The 17,991-nt window shown below is 38.7% G+C and carries 14 protein-coding genes; 10 read left to right on the top strand and 4 right to left on the bottom strand.

The genetic code is table 11. The annotated features are described in order from the left end of the window. Nucleotides 1-279 precede the first annotated feature (279 nt). The 7 genes from JMN12_RS14655 (at nucleotide 280) to JMN12_RS14685 (ending at nucleotide 6,644) form a co-directional block, all read left to right on the top strand. On the top strand, nucleotides 280-1,227 hold the full coding sequence (locus JMN12_RS14655) for a DUF368 domain-containing protein (protein ID WP_009413144.1): 948 nt from the start codon (nucleotides 280-282) through the stop codon (nucleotides 1,225-1,227). A gap of 3 nt (nucleotides 1,228-1,230) precedes the next feature. Next, entirely contained in the window at nucleotides 1,231-2,559 is a 1,329-nt protein-coding gene (locus tag JMN12_RS14660) for an MFS transporter (protein WP_198466008.1), read from the top strand. Between the two features lie 2 nt (nucleotides 2,560-2,561). Beyond that, the gene (locus JMN12_RS14665) at nucleotides 2,562-2,783 is read left to right on the top strand and encodes a hypothetical protein (RefSeq protein ID WP_009413142.1); all 222 of its coding nucleotides are present in this window, start codon (nucleotides 2,562-2,564) and stop codon (nucleotides 2,781-2,783) included. A gap of 158 nt (nucleotides 2,784-2,941) precedes the next feature. Continuing rightward, nucleotides 2,942-4,372, top strand: coding sequence for a copper-containing nitrite reductase (nirK, locus tag JMN12_RS14670; protein ID WP_410494254.1), 1,431 nt, complete (start codon nucleotides 2,942-2,944; stop codon nucleotides 4,370-4,372). A gap of 85 nt (nucleotides 4,373-4,457) precedes the next feature. After that, entirely contained in the window at nucleotides 4,458-5,156 is a 699-nt protein-coding gene (locus JMN12_RS14675; protein ID WP_410494255.1) for a formylglycine-generating enzyme family protein, read from the top strand. A 400-nt stretch (nucleotides 5,157-5,556) separates the two neighbouring features. After that, nucleotides 5,557-6,006, top strand: coding sequence for a hypothetical protein (locus JMN12_RS14680; RefSeq protein WP_198466006.1), 450 nt, complete (start codon nucleotides 5,557-5,559; stop codon nucleotides 6,004-6,006). After that, the gene (locus tag JMN12_RS14685; protein WP_203140014.1) at nucleotides 6,006-6,644 is read left to right on the top strand and encodes an SCO family protein; all 639 of its coding nucleotides are present in this window, start codon (nucleotides 6,006-6,008) and stop codon (nucleotides 6,642-6,644) included. The genes JMN12_RS14680 and JMN12_RS14685 overlap by 1 nt, the downstream gene beginning before the upstream one ends. Before the next feature lie 147 nt (nucleotides 6,645-6,791). On the opposite strand, the gene typA is transcribed toward JMN12_RS14685, so the two are convergent. The 4 genes from typA to JMN12_RS14705 all read right to left on the bottom strand — a co-directional run bounded on the left by typA (nucleotide 6,792) and on the right by JMN12_RS14705 (nucleotide 11,618). Beyond that, the gene (gene typA, locus JMN12_RS14690) at nucleotides 6,792-8,597 is read right to left on the bottom strand and encodes a translational GTPase TypA (protein WP_088594214.1); all 1,806 of its coding nucleotides are present in this window, start codon (nucleotides 8,595-8,597) and stop codon (nucleotides 6,792-6,794) included. A gap of 92 nt (nucleotides 8,598-8,689) precedes the next feature. Then, nucleotides 8,690-8,815, bottom strand: coding sequence for a FeoB-associated Cys-rich membrane protein (locus JMN12_RS14695; protein ID WP_009413135.1), 126 nt, complete (start codon nucleotides 8,813-8,815; stop codon nucleotides 8,690-8,692). Nucleotides 8,816-8,822: 7 nt separating this feature from the next. Further along, nucleotides 8,823-9,494 carry an SIMPL domain-containing protein gene (locus JMN12_RS14700; RefSeq protein ID WP_203140016.1) on the bottom strand — a complete coding sequence of 224 codons (672 nt, stop codon included), beginning with the start codon at nucleotides 9,492-9,494 and terminating at the stop codon, nucleotides 8,823-8,825. 75 nt (nucleotides 9,495-9,569) lie between these two features. Next, entirely contained in the window at nucleotides 9,570-11,618 is a 2,049-nt protein-coding gene (locus JMN12_RS14705) for an HD family phosphohydrolase (RefSeq protein ID WP_203140017.1), read from the bottom strand. Nucleotides 11,619-12,081: 463 nt separating this feature from the next. On the opposite strand from JMN12_RS14705, the gene JMN12_RS14710 reads away from it, so the two are divergent. The 3 genes from JMN12_RS14710 (at nucleotide 12,082) to JMN12_RS14720 (ending at nucleotide 17,981) form a co-directional block, all read left to right on the top strand. After that, on the top strand, nucleotides 12,082-14,757 hold the full coding sequence (locus JMN12_RS14710; protein WP_203140040.1) for a putative LPS assembly protein LptD: 2,676 nt from the start codon (nucleotides 12,082-12,084) through the stop codon (nucleotides 14,755-14,757). Nucleotides 14,758-14,790: 33 nt separating this feature from the next. Then, a complete protein-coding gene (ligA, locus tag JMN12_RS14715) occupies nucleotides 14,791-16,782 on the top strand; it encodes an NAD-dependent DNA ligase LigA (protein ID WP_203140019.1) in 1,992 nt (663 codons plus the stop codon). A 74-nt stretch (nucleotides 16,783-16,856) separates the two neighbouring features. Further along, a complete protein-coding gene (locus tag JMN12_RS14720) occupies nucleotides 16,857-17,981 on the top strand; it encodes an N-acetylmuramoyl-L-alanine amidase (RefSeq protein WP_088594218.1) in 1,125 nt (374 codons plus the stop codon). The last annotated feature ends 10 nt before the right edge of the window (nucleotides 17,982-17,991 follow it).

Below are 17,991 nucleotides of genomic sequence, written 5' to 3' on the forward strand. Positions count from 1 at the left end.
TCTTTATTTTTTAATCTCCCACGAATTTTCACCTGACGGTGAATTATTTTGTGAATATATTATGTTACAAAGCTGTAAATCAATGTTCTGTTATATCGAACTGACGTTAACTTAATGAGAGTTAGACGTAAAGAATATATATTATGGCAGCAAACGCTACTGGAATTACACGGATAGTATAGAACGAAAAATTTGCAAATCAATACTGATAGACTATTAATTAGCAAAATATTATTATCTTTGCGCCGTTTAAGTTAGAAAGAGACATTATAAATTGTTATGAAACGCAATTTTTTAGATTATTTATTTATTACTTCCAAAGGAATGGCAATGGGAGCAGCCGATGTTGTACCAGGAGTTTCTGGGGGTACCATAGCCTTTATATCGGGGATTTATGAAGAGCTTGTAGGGTCTATTAGCAAGATCAATTTACAAGCATTTAAGCTTTTATTCAGCAAAGGGATTGTAGCTTTTTGGAAACATATTAATGGTAATTTTTTTATAGCACTCTTGGCAGGGATAGGGGTTAGCATCATATCGCTTGCCAAAGGGATGAAATGGCTTTTAGAAAATGAACCTATAATGATATGGGCTTTTTTCTTTGGATTGATGATAGCCAGCGTACTTTTTTTGATAAAAGAAATCAAGCGTTGGAATTTAGCTACAATACTCGTGATGCTCATATCGGGGGGAGTTGCTTATTTTATTACGGTTATTCCACCCTTAGTGAATGGTGGTAACCAGAATTTGATATTTATTTTCTTCTGTGGAGCTTTGGCTATTTGCGCGATGATATTACCAGGGATTTCAGGAGCTTTTATATTGGTGCTGTTAGGAGCTTATCACACAGTTTTAGACGCTTTGAGTTCGTGGAATTTTAAACTCATAAGTGTTTTTGGGGTAGGAGCAATCACGGGTATTTTAAGTTTTTCTAAGGCGCTGAAATGGTTGTTTGCTAAATATCGGACTCTTACTTTTGCAGGGTTGACTGGTTTTATCGTGGGGTCGCTAAACAAAGTATGGCCTTGGAAAGAGGTTTTGAAATGGGATACAGATGCTCAAGGCAATGCTGTGGCAGTGTGGGAAAAGAGCATATCGCCCTGTACTTTTAAAGAAGTCACCCATACAGAACCTCAAATATTCATTGCTGTACTATTAGCAATAGCAGGTTTTTTAGTGATTTATCTACTCGAAAAATGGAGTAACAAACGCAGTAAAAAACACTAAACTATGAACAGATTAGAAAGAGGCAATAAAAAACTACTCAACGCTTGGGCGTTTTATGACTGGGCGAACTCAGTATATTCACTTACCATCGTTTCCACTGTTTTTCCTATTTTTTACGGACTATTATTTCGCATTGCAGGGCTTACCCATATAGCCCTTTTTGGGATGATAATCAAAAGTACATCGGTAATCGCTTTTGTAACCGCTTTGGCTTTTGCTGTGGTGGTGGTACTCTCGCCTATTTTGAGTGGTATAGCCGACTATTTAGGCAACAAAAAAACATTTATGCGCTTTTTTTGCTATATTGGAGCAATTTCGTGTATAGGATTGTACTGGTTTTCGTTAGAACACATCTATTTTAGTTTATTTTGTTATTTTTGTGGGGTAGTAGGTTTTTGGGGAAGTATAGTGTTTTACAATTCCTATTTGCCAGATATTGCTCTGCCTGAACAATACGATGCAGTAAGTGCTAAAGGTTATAGTTTAGGCTACGCGGGGAGTGTGTTGCTATTGATTTTCAATTTGATAATGGTGATGAAACCCGAATGGATAGGTTTTACTACTACTGATACCGAAACGACACTCACGACGATGCGGATTTCGTTTATCACAGTAGGAGTATGGTGGATAGGGTTCAGTAGTATTCCTTTTTACTACCTTCCATCATATAAGAAAAATGGAGCTAAAGTTACCAAGAGTATTTTTTTTAATGGATTTAAGGAATTACGGAAAGTATGGCAACAACTCACTACCTCGCCACGATTGAAATGGTATCTCATTGCTTTTTTTGTATATAGTATGGGAGTGCAAACCGTAATGCTGGTAGCTACCTATTTTGGAGAACAAGAAATACAATGGGCGAGTGCTGAAGAAAGTACTATAGGACTAATAGTGAGTGTGCTCATAATTCAATTGGTAGCTATAGTAGGAGCACGACTCACAGTTATTGCAGTGCGCAAATGGGGAAATATTTGGGTGTTAATAGGGCTCAATGCTATATGGGTAGGAATTTGCTTACTTTCATATTACGTGTATAAACCGATACAATTCTACATCATTGCTACTTTAGTAGGACTTGTAATGGGAGGTATACAAACGCTTTCTCGCTCTACTTATTCGGCTTATTTGCCTGATACTAAAGATACAACTTCTTTCTTCAGTTTTTACGATGTGACTGAAAAAATAGGGATAGTAATAGGAATGGGTGTTTATGGACTCATAGACCAATTTACGAATAATATGCGTAATGCGACTATCTCATTGATTATCTTCTTCGGAGTTGGCATAATTCTACTTTTTAAGACAAGCAAACAACGGGTAACAAATAATTAGATATGATTTCAAAGGTTAGATTTTTTTTAGAGAAATACGGCTTTGCAGTATCGGCACGATTGGCTGAGAAATTAGGTGTACGCGCTAAAGATGTGCGTATTTTCTTTATTTATGGCACTTTTGCTACTTTAGGGGCTGGTTTTGGTGTATATCTATTATTGGCTTCTTTGTTGAGAATTAAGGATGTGTTTTTTGTGAAACGGACTTCAGTGTTTGACCTTTAGTGGTGGGAGCCGCACGGGCAGTTTTAATGGGAGCTGTGGGAGTTGTGGGAGTAATGGGCGGAACTAAAAAGCTATATTGGGATAGAGATTATTAGACAAAAAAGTATTATATTTGCCCCCGTATTTTAATTGCTTCTATATAATTTGGTACTATAATGATGAGAAAAGATTTTATGAAATACAATTTATTACTATTGAGTGCTTCTTTATTGTTAAGTGCTTGTAATGAACAAACTACTTATACTTCTACCACTGATATTCCCGTAGAGGGAGAAATGGTAGCCCAACTTACTTCACCACCTTTTGTACCAGCGCCAGTAGGCAATCGGAAGGCTACAAAACTAAGTGTTACTCTTGAAATCATAGAAAAAGAAGGCGAATTGACAGATGGTACTAAATACCTTTTTTGGACATTTGGCGGTACGGTGCCAGGGAGTTTTATTCGAGCTCGTGTAGGAGATGAAGTATCGTTTACACTTAAAAATCACCCAGATAACAAATTGGCACACAATATCGACCTTCACGCTGTAACGGGTACAGGAGGAGGTGCTGATGCGTCGTTAGTAGCCCCAGGACAGCAACGTACCTTCACCTTTAAATGTTTGAACCCGGGACTTTTTGTATATCATTGTGCTCAAGCGCCCGTGCCTTTGCATATTGCCAATGGGATGTATGGGCTTATATTGGTAGAACCCGAAGGCGGTCTGCCCCCAGTAGATATGGAATACTATGTGATGCAAGGCGATTTCTATACCGAAGGAGCTTATGGAGCAGAAGGTTTGCAAGCCTTCAGCCAAGAGAAAGCCCTTGCGGAAAAGCCTGATTATGTGCTTTTCAACGGGAAAGTAGGAGCTATTGCAGGCGATAAAGCCCTTACTGTAAACGCTGGTGAAACGGTGCGTCTTTTTGTAGGGAATGGAGGACCTAACCTCATTTCTTCTTTCCACGTGATAGGAGAAATCTTTGACCGAGTGCAGGTAGAAGGAGGCAAACTCGTAAACGAAAATGTGCAAACGACAGTTATTCCTGCGGGAGGGGCAGCTATAGTAGAATTCAAAGTAGAAGTGCCTGGTTCATATACGCTAGTAGACCACGCTATTTTCCGTGCTTTCAACAAAGGTGCGTTGGGTCAACTCATCGCGCAAGGGAGAGAAAATCCAGCTATCTACGGCAAGCAAGAGGCAGTGCCTTATCAGGTGTCAGTGGTTAAGTCTCAGGTGACAGGAGATAGGGGGCAGGAGTCAGGGAATAAGACTTTGGCACAACAGATGGAAGACGGGAAGAAAGTGTATCAGCGCACTTGTGTGGCTTGTCATCAGGCACAAGGGCAGGGGTTGGAAGGAGCTTTTCCGCCTTTGGCAAAAGCCGACTACCTGAATGCTGATGTAGACAGAGCAATAGAGACCGTACTGAAAGGGCATACGGGGGGGATTACTGTGAATGGCAAGCAGTACAACAGTATGATGCCTCCTCAACCACTTACCCCAGAACAAATAGCCGATGTGCTCACCTACGTATATCACAACTGGGAGAACAATAAAACCGTAGTAAGCCCTGAAAGAGTGAAGAAAGTAAGAGATAAACGTTAATTGGGTGATAATGATGAAAAAATACCTAATTAACATAATAACTTTATGCTTTTGTGGATGGCTCTTAGGGCAAACTTCTACTCCTATGGTAACGATTAAAGGAGGAAGCTATGTGCCTTTGTATGGAGTGAAAGGGGAGAATAAAGCGACAAAGCCCGTAAACGTAAAGAGCTTTCAGCTAGATATATACCCAGTGACCAATGCACAATACAAAGCTTTTTTGGAGAAACACCCCGAGTGGCAGCGTTCTCGAGTGAAGGGAATCTTTGCGCAGAAGAGTTATCTTTCGCACTGGAAGAGCGACTTAGAATTTAGTCCGCTGGAGGCACAAGCCCCTGTAACCCACATTTCGTGGTTTGCTGCCAAGAAATATTGTGAGTGTGAAGGAAAGCGACTACCGACAACCGACGAGTGGGAGTACGTAGCCCAAGCCGATGCCCAAAGTATAGATGCCCGCAAGAAGAAACATTATCAAGAGTATATAGTGCGGAGCATGCAAACGCCCAAGACCTACCTACAGAAAGTAGGCAGTACGCCCAAGAACTATTGGGGTGTATATGATATGCACGGCTTGGTATGGGAATGGGTGTCGGACTTCAACAGTGTGCTTCTCTCGGGGGACTCGCGCAAAGACAAGCAAGGAGACGATGCTCTTTTTTGTGGCGGGAGTGCGCTCAATGCTTCCGACCTTACTAACTATGGAGCTTTTATGCGGTATGCGCTGAGAGGTAGCCTCAAAGCGAACTATACGATGCTGAATATGGGGTTTAGATGTGCTTTATAAATTACGAGTTACGAAATACGAATTACGAGATAGCCCCCGAACCCCCGAAGGGGGACAAGCCGCAAAAGCGATTGCTATTTGTCTTAATGGGAATAAATGACGAATTACGAATTTACGAAATTATATTCAAACAAAAAATAGATTGTGAATAAAAAAGTTTTCTTTTAGGGGCGTTTGCAAAACGCCCCTACATAACATACTTTAAAAGTAATTGATTATCAGGTAATCAATTTTGATAAAACCTAAAACTTTGGCAAAATGTAGTGACGAAAATTTTGCAAACCAATTCTGACTTACTATAATAATTGACAAATGAGTTTCAGAATTTTTGGAGAGATTTTAAGAAAATAGGAGGAACTCTGAGGATCTCTGAGAGATGCAGAGGAGGTTAGCTTTAATAATGAAAGATATTGTAACAAAATATAGAGATGTTATAGAAGATTGTGAGTTGTTATTAGGCGATAATAACAACTTAAAGAATATGGCATATAACGATATAGACGAAATCTGTAATTATGTGATAGTAGAGGTGTATAAACAATCGGCTGAGTTAACAATTATAGCGTTGGTGAATATCTATATCAAAGCTATGATTGTAGAAGCTAATGCGGATTATGATATATTGAGAGAATATGTACAAGATTTTCTATACTATGATGGAACAACAAGCTCGTATAAATATATAAGAGCTAAATTGAAAGAAATAAGAGGGATTATGGAACAAGGAATTGACGATAAATACCTTTATGAGAATTATGAAGATGTAGCCGATGTTTTGGAGGGATTTTTAGAAGATTTAGAAGCAAAATATGATAAAATGAAGATAAACCTTAGAAAAAATTACTATTAATGAAAACACTATATTTTATTTTACTGAGTTTGTTATTGCTCAATTGTAATAACCACAATAGCAACACAGCTACAACAGATACAAAAGCAGTGGCAGATAGTACCACTGCAAAGACGACGGATAGTTTTTCGGACTTATCAGTATATCACCTACCAGCGGTATGGACTACCCAAAATGGGGATAACATTGAGCTTAAAGACCTCAAAGGGAATGTATTGGTGGTGGTGATGATCTACACCTCTTGCAAGACCGCTTGTCCTATCCTTATTAAAGATATGCGCGAAATACGCAAGCGCGTAGATGAACAAGCAGGAGATAAACGCAAGCAAGTGAAATACCTTTTGGTGAGTATAGACCCAGAGACGGATACACCAGAGCATTTAAAAGCCTTTGCCAAAGAAAGACAAATGGACGATGAGCAGTGGCTATTCCTTCGTTCTAATGAAGAACAAACACGAGAGTTTGCTGCAGTACTTGCTGTGAACTACAAGCAAATATCGCCAGTGGATTTCTCACATTCTAACATCATCAGTGTGTTTAACAAGAAAGGTGAATTGGTATCGCAACAAGAAGGTTTAGGGATTGACTATGACAAGACTGCTGAAGAAACAATAAAACAATTAACAATTAACAATTAACAATTAACAATTAACAATTAACAATTAACAATTAACAATTAACAATTAACAATTAACAATTAAAAATTAACAATTAAAAATTAAAAATTAAAAAGAGGTTACTCAATATTGGGCAACCTCTTTTGTTTTTAAAAAATATTTGCTTAATTATTTAAACTCTTTTTCGTGGCGTTTGCGTTCATTTTCATCTAAGTAGATTTTACGCAAGCGCATATTTTTTGGTGTTACTTCAACGTATTCATCTTTTTGGATATATTCCAAGGCTTCTTCTAATGAAAACTTAATAGGTGGAGCTAACTTCACTTTTTCATCAGAACCAGCAGCACGTACGTTTGTAAGTTTTTTAGTCTTCGTAACATTCACGACGATATCTCCACTACGAGAGTTTTCGCCAATTACTTGTCCTGTATAGATTTCTTCGCCTGGGAAGATAAAGAATTTACCACGGTCTTGCAATTTATCGAGAGAGTAGGGGATAGCAGTTCCTTGTTCCATAGAGATGAGCGACCCATTGATACGCCCTGCGATTTCACCTTTGAAAGGTTGGAATTCCAAGAAGCGGTGGTGGATAATCGCCTCACCAGCGGTAGCTGTAAGCAATTGGTTACGCAAACCAATGATACCGCGAGAAGGAATGATGAACTTGATAATCATACGTTCGCCTTTAGGCTCCATACTTAGCATTTCACCTTTACGAAGGGTTACCAAATCGACGGCTTTACCACTTACGTTCTCAGGTAAATCGATAGTGAGTTCTTCTACAGGTTCACATTTTACGCCATCGATTTCTTTGATGATCACTTGAGGCTGACCTATTTGTAATTCATAACCTTCACGGCGCATTGTTTCAATAAGCACTGAGAGGTGTAATACCCCACGACCATAAACAATAAATTTATCGGCACTATCGGTAGGTTCTACTCGTAAAGCGAGGTTTTTCTCTAATTCGCGTTCCAAACGTTCTTTGATATGGCGAGAGGTTACGAACTTACCATCCTTACCGAAGAAAGGAGAATCGTTGATAGTGAAGAGCATACTCATTGTAGGTTCATCGATAGCGATAGTAGGAAGTGCTTCGGGGTTTTCATAATCGGCGATGGTATCACCAATTTCAAAGCCTTCTAAGCCAGCAATCGCACAGATGTCGCCTGCTTGTACTTCCTCTACTTTTTTACGACCTAAACCATCAAATAGGTGTAGTTCTTTAATTTTAGATTTTACGATAGTCCCATCACGTTTCACTAATGAAATATTCATACCAGCTTTTAGGGTACCACGGTGCAAGCGACCGATAGCTATACGACCTGTAAAGGTAGAATAATCAAGAGAAGTGATGAGCATTTGCAAGCTACCTTCCTCAATTTGAGGAGCAGGGATGTGCTCTACCACCATATCGAGTAGAGGAGCGATGCTATCTGTTTTTTTATGCCAATCTTCGGACATCCAGTTTTGTTTTGCTGAACCGTAGACAGTAGGAAAATCGAGTTGCCAATCTTCGGCACCGAGTTCAAACATCAGGTCGAATACAGCTTCGTGTACCTCATCAGGTGTACAGTTTTCTTTATCGACTTTGTTGATTACCACAATAGGTTTCAACTTCATTTCGATAGCTTTTTGGAGTACAAATCGCGTTTGAGGCATAGGACCTTCAAAGGCATCTACTAATAGAAGTACGCCATCAGCCATATTGAGGACACGTTCAACCTCACCACCAAAGTCGGCGTGACCAGGGGTATCGATGATGTTGATTTTGATGTCTTTATAAACAACAGATACGTTTTTAGAGAGGATGGTAATACCGCGTTCGCGTTCGAGGTCGTTATTATCTAATATCAGTTCGCCAGAATCTTGATTGTCGCGAAAGAGTGCGCAGTGGTGCAAGATTTTATCAACAAGGGTAGTTTTTCCGTGGTCAACGTGGGCAATAATAGCTATATTTCTAATAGCGGTCATAGATATAATTTGTAATTTTTAAAATTGAGGGCGCAAAGGTACGAATAATTTGTCAATTAGCAAATTTGTGAATTGGCATTTTTTTTAATTATTTAGTGTCCGCAGTTGCAATTAGCGCCGCCAGAACAGCCTTTCTTTTTGTTAAAAAACAGTTTTTTTACTAAGAAAAAAGCTGCTATTGCTACTAAAATATAGGCTATAATTTCTTGTGTTCCCATAGTGAATTTATTTTAAAAGTTCGAATGCTACATTTACTTGAGCTTCGATAGCTATTTTACCTACGGCTAAAGTATTATCATTTCCAGTACTTCCTAAACTCATTTTGCTCATTCTTTCAACGGGTTGTATATCGTTGAAATGAGAGTTTACTTCCTTGATTTGGATAGCTTTACCAATATTTTGGTCTAAACTTACGGCATAGAGTAACGCTTTTTTACGGGCATCGTCGATAGCGGCGATACGTGCTTCTTGTAAGAGTTTTTCTTTGTTTTTTACTCCAAAGCTGATGCCGTCAATTCGGTTTACTCCTGCATCGAAAATAGCATTCATCAAGTTGTCGTACTTGCTTATATCTTCTAATTTGATATTGATATTTTGCACTACACGATATTTGTTTAGTTTGTTATAATCATCTTTATAAAGAGATACATAGCTGGTTTGGAAATTCTCCATAGGGAGTTCCTTACTCAAAAGTTGTAATACTTGAGCCACAGCTTCACCGTTCTTTTGTCGGAGATTCTTCAAATCAAGCCCTTCTTTTTCGATACTGATAGAGATATTTACCATATCGGGGGTTGCATATACGATGCCTTCACCTGTAACTTCGACGGTAGGCGTTTGGTTTTGTGCTATTGCCATTGTTGATATTAGCGAAAATAATACAAAGTAGTGTTTCATATTTTTTGATGTTTATTTTAGATTTTTGAGAATCTCGGAGAGACTTGGAGAATCGGATGTCAATAAGTGTGCCAATTACTCGGGATATTCGATACGCACGTGGTAGATATTGGTGAGTTTGTTTTTAAATATGCGTTTGATAGCTTCGATTTCTTTGAAAGATATATCGGAATTAGCAAATTGATTGTCATCTAATTGTTTTTTGATGATGCGATCGACAAACTCGTTAAGAGCTTCAAAAGTAGGGTTTTTAAGACTTTTAGTAGCGGCCTCCACTGAATCAGCCATCATCAGTATAGCTGTTTCTTTGGAGAAAGGAATAGGACCTGGGTAGCGGAAATCTTCTTCTTTAGTGCCTTCGGGATTTAGGTCTAAGGCTTTGCGATAGAAATAATAGGTAAGACTGCGTCCGTGATGGGTTTTGATGAAATCGATGATGCGTTTAGGCAGTTTATTTTTATGAGCGAGTTCAACACCATCGGCAACGTGTTTGATAATCACCTTAGCACTTTGTTCAGGAGTGAGCTGGTCGTGAGGGTTGAGGCTTGTTTTTTGGTTTTCGGTAAAGTAAATAGGGTTTTCCATCTTACCAATGTCGTGATATAGTGCTCCTACACGCACCAATAGCGTATTAGCGCCAATTTCGGCGGCAGCAGCTTCGGCAAGATTTGCCACCTGCATAGAGTGTTGGAAAGTACCAGGAGCTTTTTCGGAGAGTTGGCGCAAAAGTTTGGTGTTCGTGTCGGAAAGTTCCAAGAGAGAGACATCGGATACTAAGCCAAAAGTACGTTCATAGATATAGGTAAAAGGTTGTGAAAATAGGATTCCTATACCATTGAGAATGAAAAGAGTGAGCAAGGAAATGTCTAGTCCTTTGAGTGTTCCTTCGGTAATGGTATGGAAAGCGATATAAATAATTAAATAGGCAGCGGTGATGAGTCCCGCCGATACAAAACTGCTCAATCGGTAGTGCATTCCCTTAGGAGTGAGGATGATAGCCATAGCAGATACAATTTGTATGAACACAAACTGGAAGCTATTGGGCACAATGAAGCCTGTGATGAGTATGGTGCTGATATACACAAAGAGGACGGTGCGCAGATCGAAAAACGACTTGAGAATGAGCACCATCATTCCTACGGGGACAATATAGATATAATCGGGGAAATAGCGAGAGATGAGTCCGACGAAAAGAATCATCGTGAGCATATTGAGCAAGATAACACTCAATTTGACATTGCTTTTGTATATTTTCTTTTCGTATATTTTTAAGTATAACACCATTAGTATCAATACTATAGCAACTAATGTGTAATAGCCTGATAGCGACCAATTATAGTTATTTTGACTCCACGTTTGGGTTTCATATTCTTCTTTGAGAGATAAGAGAGTGTTTAGTTTTTCACCTTCGACTAATTCACCTTTGGCGATGATAAGTTTTCCTTTGTTCACCCATCCACGCGTATAGACAATCTCTTTGAGGTTTTGATTTAAGGCTTTTTGGGTAAAATTTTGGTCGATTACAAGATTAGGGGTGAGGATATCAAAGAAAAGGTCGTAGTAATTTTTGAGATGTTCGTTGTAAGGAGCGGTATTGAAATAGTTTTTAATGGTATTATTTAGCTGTTGAAGGTATAATACACGAGAGGCAGAGACTTCAACAATTTGGTTGTTTTGCTTGATAATTGCGATTTCGGAAGTTTTGAACACAGGAGGGTTGAGCATTATCCCATTGTGATAGCTTTCAGTTAAAAATGTTTCAGCTTTGTGGAGTAAGAGCTCTTTTTTGTCTTTAGACAATTGATTGAAATAGCTATTTTTTTTCTGTTCAAACTTCTGTTTAGCACTTATAAAGGCAGTTGTATCTTGTTTGTAATAAACAGTAGATTGATTGGTAATTTGTTGTTTTTCAGAGTTTATTTGTTGATCTGTTTTTTTTAGGGGGAAATCAAAAGGAGCATATAGATTATCGTGTTGCCAAAGTTCACCCTTGCGAAATTCGTATTTAAACTTCGCTTTTTCGGGAAATACTTGCAAGATAAGCACTAAGGCTATTGCAAAGGCTAAAATCTTGAAAACAAGGGATTTTTTAATAAAAACTTTGATATTTTTGAGAGTCATCATCATTTACTTCGTTAAAGTAAGGGCAAAAGTACAAAATAATTAGGAATTACGAATGAAGGGAGAGAGATTTTTTTAGGTGATAGGTAATAAAACAAGCAGTGTTCAAATATTTTTAGTTTTACATTATTCTCAATGATTTGTTCAATTCGTTAAGTATTCGTCAATAAGTAAAGTATGTATTTTCTTCGCTTATTGTTCGTTCTTTCTTCGTTTATTATTCGTTATTACAGTTATTGCGGAAAATTCAAGAAAAAGGCGATTTCGTTATGAATATGATAATTTAAGTAAAAGAGAGTAATAAATGGTAGTTTTGGAGGCTAGTAGATCCATTTCCAATAGTAAGTTGCGATATAGTTCTTGGCATTTCAAAAAAAAGTTGTATTTTTGTCGCCTCAATAAAACTATATTCGGAAAAACTTTGTTACAGTATAAACGTCAACTCACTTTTATTATCAGCTTGTTAATAGTAAGCTGTTGCTTTTGGTATGCTGAATCATTTGCCTTTAAAACGAGTGATTTTAACTATACCTATCCTTGGGCAGTACGCGATACTATTAAAAAAGACACTATAGAGCCTAAAAACGATCGTCGTGGACGGCGTATTAAGCCTAAAAAGACTTCAGGAAAGGCTAAAGATTCCCTTAAAAATGATACAATTAAAAAGCCTAAGAATGCTTTGGAAGATATAGTGAAATACAAGGCTAAAGATAGTATTGTGTTCAATAGGGTAAAGAATGAAATCATCTTGTACAATGAGACTAATGTACAATATACTGATATTGACATTACAGCGGGCGTAGATGTGATTAATTATGAAAAGGGAGAGGTGTATGCTGGACGTTTGAAAGATAGTTTAGGAGAATATAGTCAGCACCCTGTATTTAAGCAAGGTAGTGATGTGATAGAGCCTGATTCGATACGTTTTAATTACCGCAACCAGAAGGCGATTATCCGCAATGCTTATACCAAGCAGGACGAAAATAATATAAAAGGTGAGATCATAAAAAAGGAGAATGACTCTACTTACTTTATGAGAAATGCAATTATTACTACTGCTGAAGACCTTGACGATCCTGATTATTATATCAAAGTACGCAAAGCGAAATTCGTACCTAAGAAAAAAATTATTGCGGGTTTTAGCAATATGTATATAGTGGATATTCCTACCCCTTTGGCTATTCCGTTTGCTTATTATCCTATGGTATCAGGACGTTCTTCCGGACTTATTTTTCCTACCTTTGGAGAAGTGAATAACCGTGGCTATTTTTTGCAGAACATAGGTTATTACTTTGTAATTAGCGACAATTTTGACCTTTCGCTTACAGGTGACTATTATACCAATGGTAGCTATGGGCTTAGGGCACAATCGGCTTATGTGAAGCGCTACAAGTATTCCGGAAGTTTTAATCTTTCGTTTGAGAATAACATATACAGTATGAAGGGCTTACCTGACTATTCAGGTAGCCGTATGTACAATATCCAGTGGTCGCATTCCAAAGACGGTAAAGCCAACCCTAATTCCAACTTTTCGGCTTCGGTGAACCTATCGAGCAACAGTAGATATTACCAAGAATCCTACAATCAAGCGAACACGTCGAACTTTTTGAACAACACGATGATGTCGTCTATCTCGTACTCCAAGACGTTCCCAGCGTATCCTTCGATTAACTTATCGCTATCGGCATCGCATTCACAAAATACGAATACCAAAAGTATTGATATGACACTCCCTTCGATGCGTGCAAGTATGGAGCGCATTTATCCTTTTGCCCGTGAAGGACAAACGAAGAAAGGACTTATCAAGAGTTTGAATTTCCAGTACAGTATGCAAGCTGATAACCGTTTTTCGACCTATGACAGTTTGTTCTTTACTAAAAAAATGTTTGACGAGGCGAGAAACGGAGTGCGACACTCTATACCGGTGAGTACAACTGCTAAGCTATTTAAATACGTTACCTTAGGGTTGAACTCTTCATTAAACGAGACGTGGCAATTTAAGACAATTCGCCGTAAGGACTTCAATAGCAATACGGGCAAGGTAGGCATTGACACCCTCAGTGGTTTTGACCGTTTTATGACGTACAACCTCGGGGCGAGTCTCGGTACGACTATCTACGGTACTTTCCGTTTTGGCAAGAACGCTAAAATACAAGCTATTCGCCACGTAATGCGACCCTCGGTGAGTTATGGTTATAATCCTTCTTTTGACCAGTATTACGATTATTACATTTCAGACGCTTATGGCAACCGCTCACAATACACCCGTTTTGAGGGGGGTATCTACGGTACGCCAAGTTTGGGTGAGTCGCAATCGATAGGGTTCTCATTGGCAAACACCTTTGAAGCCAAAGTGAAACAAAAAGATAGCACTGATGCTGAGCCGAAAAAGGTAATGCTCTTGAATAGTCTCAATTTCAGTTCTAACTACAACGTGATTACCAAGCAATTTAGTCCGCTGAACATTACGGGGGGTACTTCGTTCTTCAACGGGAAGCTCGGGGTGAACTTCGGGGCAACACTGAACCCTTATGCAATAGACAACAACGGACGACAAATGGAGAAATGGAATATAGACAACGGCGGTAGCCTTTTTAGACTTACTAATGCCAATATTTCTACCAACTATTCATTCTCGAACAAAGATAAAAAAGACAAGAATAAAGACAAACAGACGGGTAACGTAGCGGGAGGACGTACTGATGACCTCTTTGGGTCGTCGAAACCACTAAGCGAAGTGCAGGATATGGATAAGAACCGCAAAGAAGGCGAGGATAAAGAAGAGAAGAAGACTTTTTACAAGGCAGTTATCCCTTGGGACATAACCTTAGCCCACTCGCTTACTTATAGCAACCAAGCACGCGAAAATAAGATATCCAACAACTCACTAATGTTCTCAGGGAACGTATCGCTCACGCCCAAATGGCAGGTAGGAGTTTCGAGCGGTTATGATTTTGTAAACCAAGGATTCACCTATACCCAATTACGTTTTGAGCGCGATTTGAGCAGTTTCCGTATGAGTTTTCAGTTTACTCCGTTCGGTTATCGCAGTTCGTGGTATTTCTTTATCGGCATCAAAGCCTCAATGCTTTCAGACCTAAAATGGGAGAAGAACAAAGAGCCGGATAGGGTTTTGAGGTAAAAAGGTAAGAGGTAAAAGGTAACAAGGAAAATTATGAAAGAAAAGATACAACAACTTCGGGAGGAACTCAATGAGCACAATTATAACTACTATGTGCTGGATAAACCTACGATTTCGGATTATGAGTTCGACCAAAAGCTTAAAGAACTACAAGCCTTAGAGCAAGCATACCCAGAGTTTTACGATGAGAATTCGCCTACTGTACGCGTGGGAGGTTCTGTTACTAAAAGTTTTCCAACCGTAGTACACGAATACCGTATGTACTCGTTAGATAACTCTTATTCTAAGGAAGACTTAGAGGAATGGGAACAGCGTATTATCAAGACGTTGGGCAATGACCAAATTAACTTTACTTGCGAATTGAAATACGACGGTGCTTCTATAGATTTGTTGTACGAAAACGGCAAACTTAAACAAGCTACTACTCGTGGCGATGGTATTCAAGGTGACGATATTACCGCCAATGTGCGTACGATTCGTTCAGTACCCTTGCAACTAAAAGGCGATTACTCTGAACGTTTTTACATTCGCGGGGAGATAGTAATGCCTAAAAAAGCCTTTGAAAACCTCAATAAGGAACGTATAGCAGCTGGTGAAGACCCTTTTATGAATCCTCGTAACACCGCCAGCGGTAGTCTCAAATTGCAAGATACTGCCGAGGTTGCTAAACGAGGTTTGGATTGCTTGTTGTACTTTTTGGTAGGGAACACAGGTATAAAGAGTCAGTTTGAGAGTTTAGAAAAAGCGCGCGAATGGGGCTTTAAAGTACCTAATATTTCCAAATTGTGCCATTCTACTGCCGAAGTTATGGACTTTATCAATGAATGGGATACCAAACGCCACACTTTGCCTTATGAAACTGATGGGGTAGTGGTAAAGGTAGATAGTATTGCCCAGCAAGAAGAGTTAGGATATACTTCAAAATCGCCGCGTTGGGCAATGGCTTACAAGTTCAAAGCAGAACAAGTAGACACTGTTTTAGAGAGTATTTCCTACCAAGTGGGACGTACAGGAGCTATTACTCCGGTGGCAAATCTCAAACCCGTGTTATTAGCGGGAACCGTAGTAAAACGGGCTTCATTGCATAATGCTGACCAGATTGAAAAGCTCGATATTCGCATAGGCGACTCGGTATATGTAGAAAAAGGCGGGGAGATTATCCCTAAAATTGTAGGCGTGAACTTAGATAAGCGCGAAGCAGATGCTCAGCCCGTGCAATATATCACCCATTGTCCTGAATGTGGTACTGAATTGGTTCGTAACGAAGGCGAAGCACAACACTACTGTCCTAATGCTTATGGCTGTCCGCCCCAGATTACAGGTAAGATTCAGCATTTTATCTCACGCAAGGCAATGGATATAGAAGGCTTAGGTGAAGAAACAGTAGAACAACTCTTCCGTGCCGGTATTATCCATACTTATGCTGACCTCTACGAGGTAACCGTAGAGAAATTGCTTCCCTTAGAGCGTATGGCACAAAAGAGTGCTGAGAATATTGTTAAAGGTATTCAGAAATCAAAAGAAATACCTTTTGAACGCGTGCTTTTTGCTTTGGGGATTAGGTATGTAGGAGAGACTGTTGCCAAGAAGCTGGCACGCCACTACAAAACGATTGAAGCCCTAGAAAATGCCACTGTCGAACAGTTGGTGGAGGTAGATGAAATAGGCAACCAAATAGCTACCAGTGTAGTAAATTTCTTTGCAGACGACTATAATCGTAAACTCATCGATAGGCTCAAAGGCTATGGCTTGCAGTTTTCGATTAATGAACAAGCCACCGAAGGACAAACAGATACCCTTAAAGGACTTACTTTTGTAGTTTCTGGAGTCTTTCACTTATATTCTCGCGATGAACTCAAAGCCCTCATTGAACAACACGGGGGTAAAGTAGGGTCATCTATCTCATCAAAAACTAATTACGTGATAATAGGCGATAATATGGGACCTAGCAAAAAAGAGAAAGCTGAACAATTAGGAGTGAAAATGATTAGTGAAGAAGAATTTCAATCGTTAATAATCAGTTAAATATCTGTTCAATTTTGGTGTATTAAGGTAAAAATCTTACCTTTGCCGCCTATTAAATGAAAATGTAAGAATTGATGAAATTTGTCCAGTATATCTTCTTATGCGTACTATGTGCATTACCAATGTTGGGACTATCTCAAAAAACACCTGTATTTAAAGTAGTTTTAGATGCTGGACACGGAGGTAAAGACCCTGGCAAGGTAGTAAACAAAAACATTTATGAAAAAGATGTAGTACTGAAAATAGTATTATTAGTAGGCAAAAAGTTAGAAGCCTATCCTGATATAAAGGTTATCTACACACGTAAAACTGATGAGTTGATTGACCTTTATGAGCGTGGTGCTATTGCTAATAGAAATAAGGCTGATGTATTTGTTTCTGTACATTGTAATGCTCACGAAACTCAAGTAGATGGAGCTGAAACCTATGTATTAGGGCTACACGCCAATGAGCAAAACTTTGAGGTTGCTAAAGCCGAAAACTCAGTAATTTATTTAGAAGAAGATTACAAAAAGAAATACGCCAAATACAACATCAACTCTCCAGAATCAGTGATAGGTGTTTCTATTATGCAAGAGGAATTTTTAGAACAGAGTATTCAGCTGGCTAAAATAGTACAAAATCAACTTACAGGAGTAATGAAACGCACTAATCGTGGGGTTCGCCAAGCAGGTTTTATCGTCTTACATCAAACCTATATGCCTAGTATCCTAATAGAAACTGCTTTTTTGACTAATAATGAAGAACGCAAGTTTCTCACTTCGGCTAAAGGACAAGAAGAGTTCGCTGAAAATATAGCGGAAGCGATTCTCGCTTATAAAAAATGGGTACAAGGAAAAAGTTCGTATGTAGCTCCTGATGATAGTATTTCTCAAGCGAGGGGAAGAGGGCGTAACTCTAAACAAACTGATGTTTCTAATAATAAAACAAACAATAACGAATTGAGTTATAAAATACAAATATCATCAAGCCCAAAACGTTTAGAAACTAAGTCTTTTAATTTTAAAGGACTCTCGCCTATATCAGCTGAAAAAGACAACAATGTGTATGTATATTATTATGGGAATACTTCTAAACACCGAGAAGCCCTTGAACTACTGAATAAAGCAAAAAAAAAAGGCTATAAAGATGCCTATATCGTAGCATTTTATCAAAAAAAACGTATTACAGTAGAAAAAGCTAAACAATTAGAAAAATAAACCTTATTCA

The sequence above is a fragment of the Capnocytophaga genosp. AHN8471 genome, assembly GCF_016806945.1.
Classification (GTDB): domain Bacteria; phylum Bacteroidota; class Bacteroidia; order Flavobacteriales; family Flavobacteriaceae; genus Capnocytophaga; species Capnocytophaga periodontitidis.

Bases quoted from the DNA above. Each gene is read 5' to 3' on its own strand.
- JMN12_RS14655 (WP_009413144.1), top strand. From the start codon at position 280: ATGAAACGCAATTTTTTAGATTATTTATTTATTACTTCCAAAGGAATG.
- JMN12_RS14660 (WP_198466008.1), top strand. From the start codon at position 1,231: ATGAACAGATTAGAAAGAGGCAATAAAAAACTACTCAACGCTTGGGCG.
- JMN12_RS14665 (WP_009413142.1), top strand. From the start codon at position 2,562: ATGATTTCAAAGGTTAGATTTTTTTTAGAGAAATACGGCTTTGCAGTA.
- nirK (WP_410494254.1), top strand. From the start codon at position 2,942: ATGAGAAAAGATTTTATGAAATACAATTTATTACTATTGAGTGCTTCT.
- JMN12_RS14675 (WP_410494255.1), top strand. From the start codon at position 4,458: ATGGTAACGATTAAAGGAGGAAGCTATGTGCCTTTGTATGGAGTGAAA.
- JMN12_RS14680 (WP_198466006.1), top strand. From the start codon at position 5,557: ATGAAAGATATTGTAACAAAATATAGAGATGTTATAGAAGATTGTGAG.
- JMN12_RS14685 (WP_203140014.1), top strand. From the start codon at position 6,006: ATGAAAACACTATATTTTATTTTACTGAGTTTGTTATTGCTCAATTGT.
- typA (WP_088594214.1), bottom strand. From the start codon at position 8,597: ATGACCGCTATTAGAAATATAGCTATTATTGCCCACGTTGACCACGGA.
- JMN12_RS14695 (WP_009413135.1), bottom strand. From the start codon at position 8,815: ATGGGAACACAAGAAATTATAGCCTATATTTTAGTAGCAATAGCAGCT.
- JMN12_RS14700 (WP_203140016.1), bottom strand. From the start codon at position 9,494: ATGAAACACTACTTTGTATTATTTTCGCTAATATCAACAATGGCAATA.
- JMN12_RS14705 (WP_203140017.1), bottom strand. From the start codon at position 11,618: ATGATGACTCTCAAAAATATCAAAGTTTTTATTAAAAAATCCCTTGTT.
- ligA (WP_203140019.1), top strand. From the start codon at position 14,791: ATGAAAGAAAAGATACAACAACTTCGGGAGGAACTCAATGAGCACAAT.
- JMN12_RS14720 (WP_088594218.1), top strand. From the start codon at position 16,857: ATGAAATTTGTCCAGTATATCTTCTTATGCGTACTATGTGCATTACCA.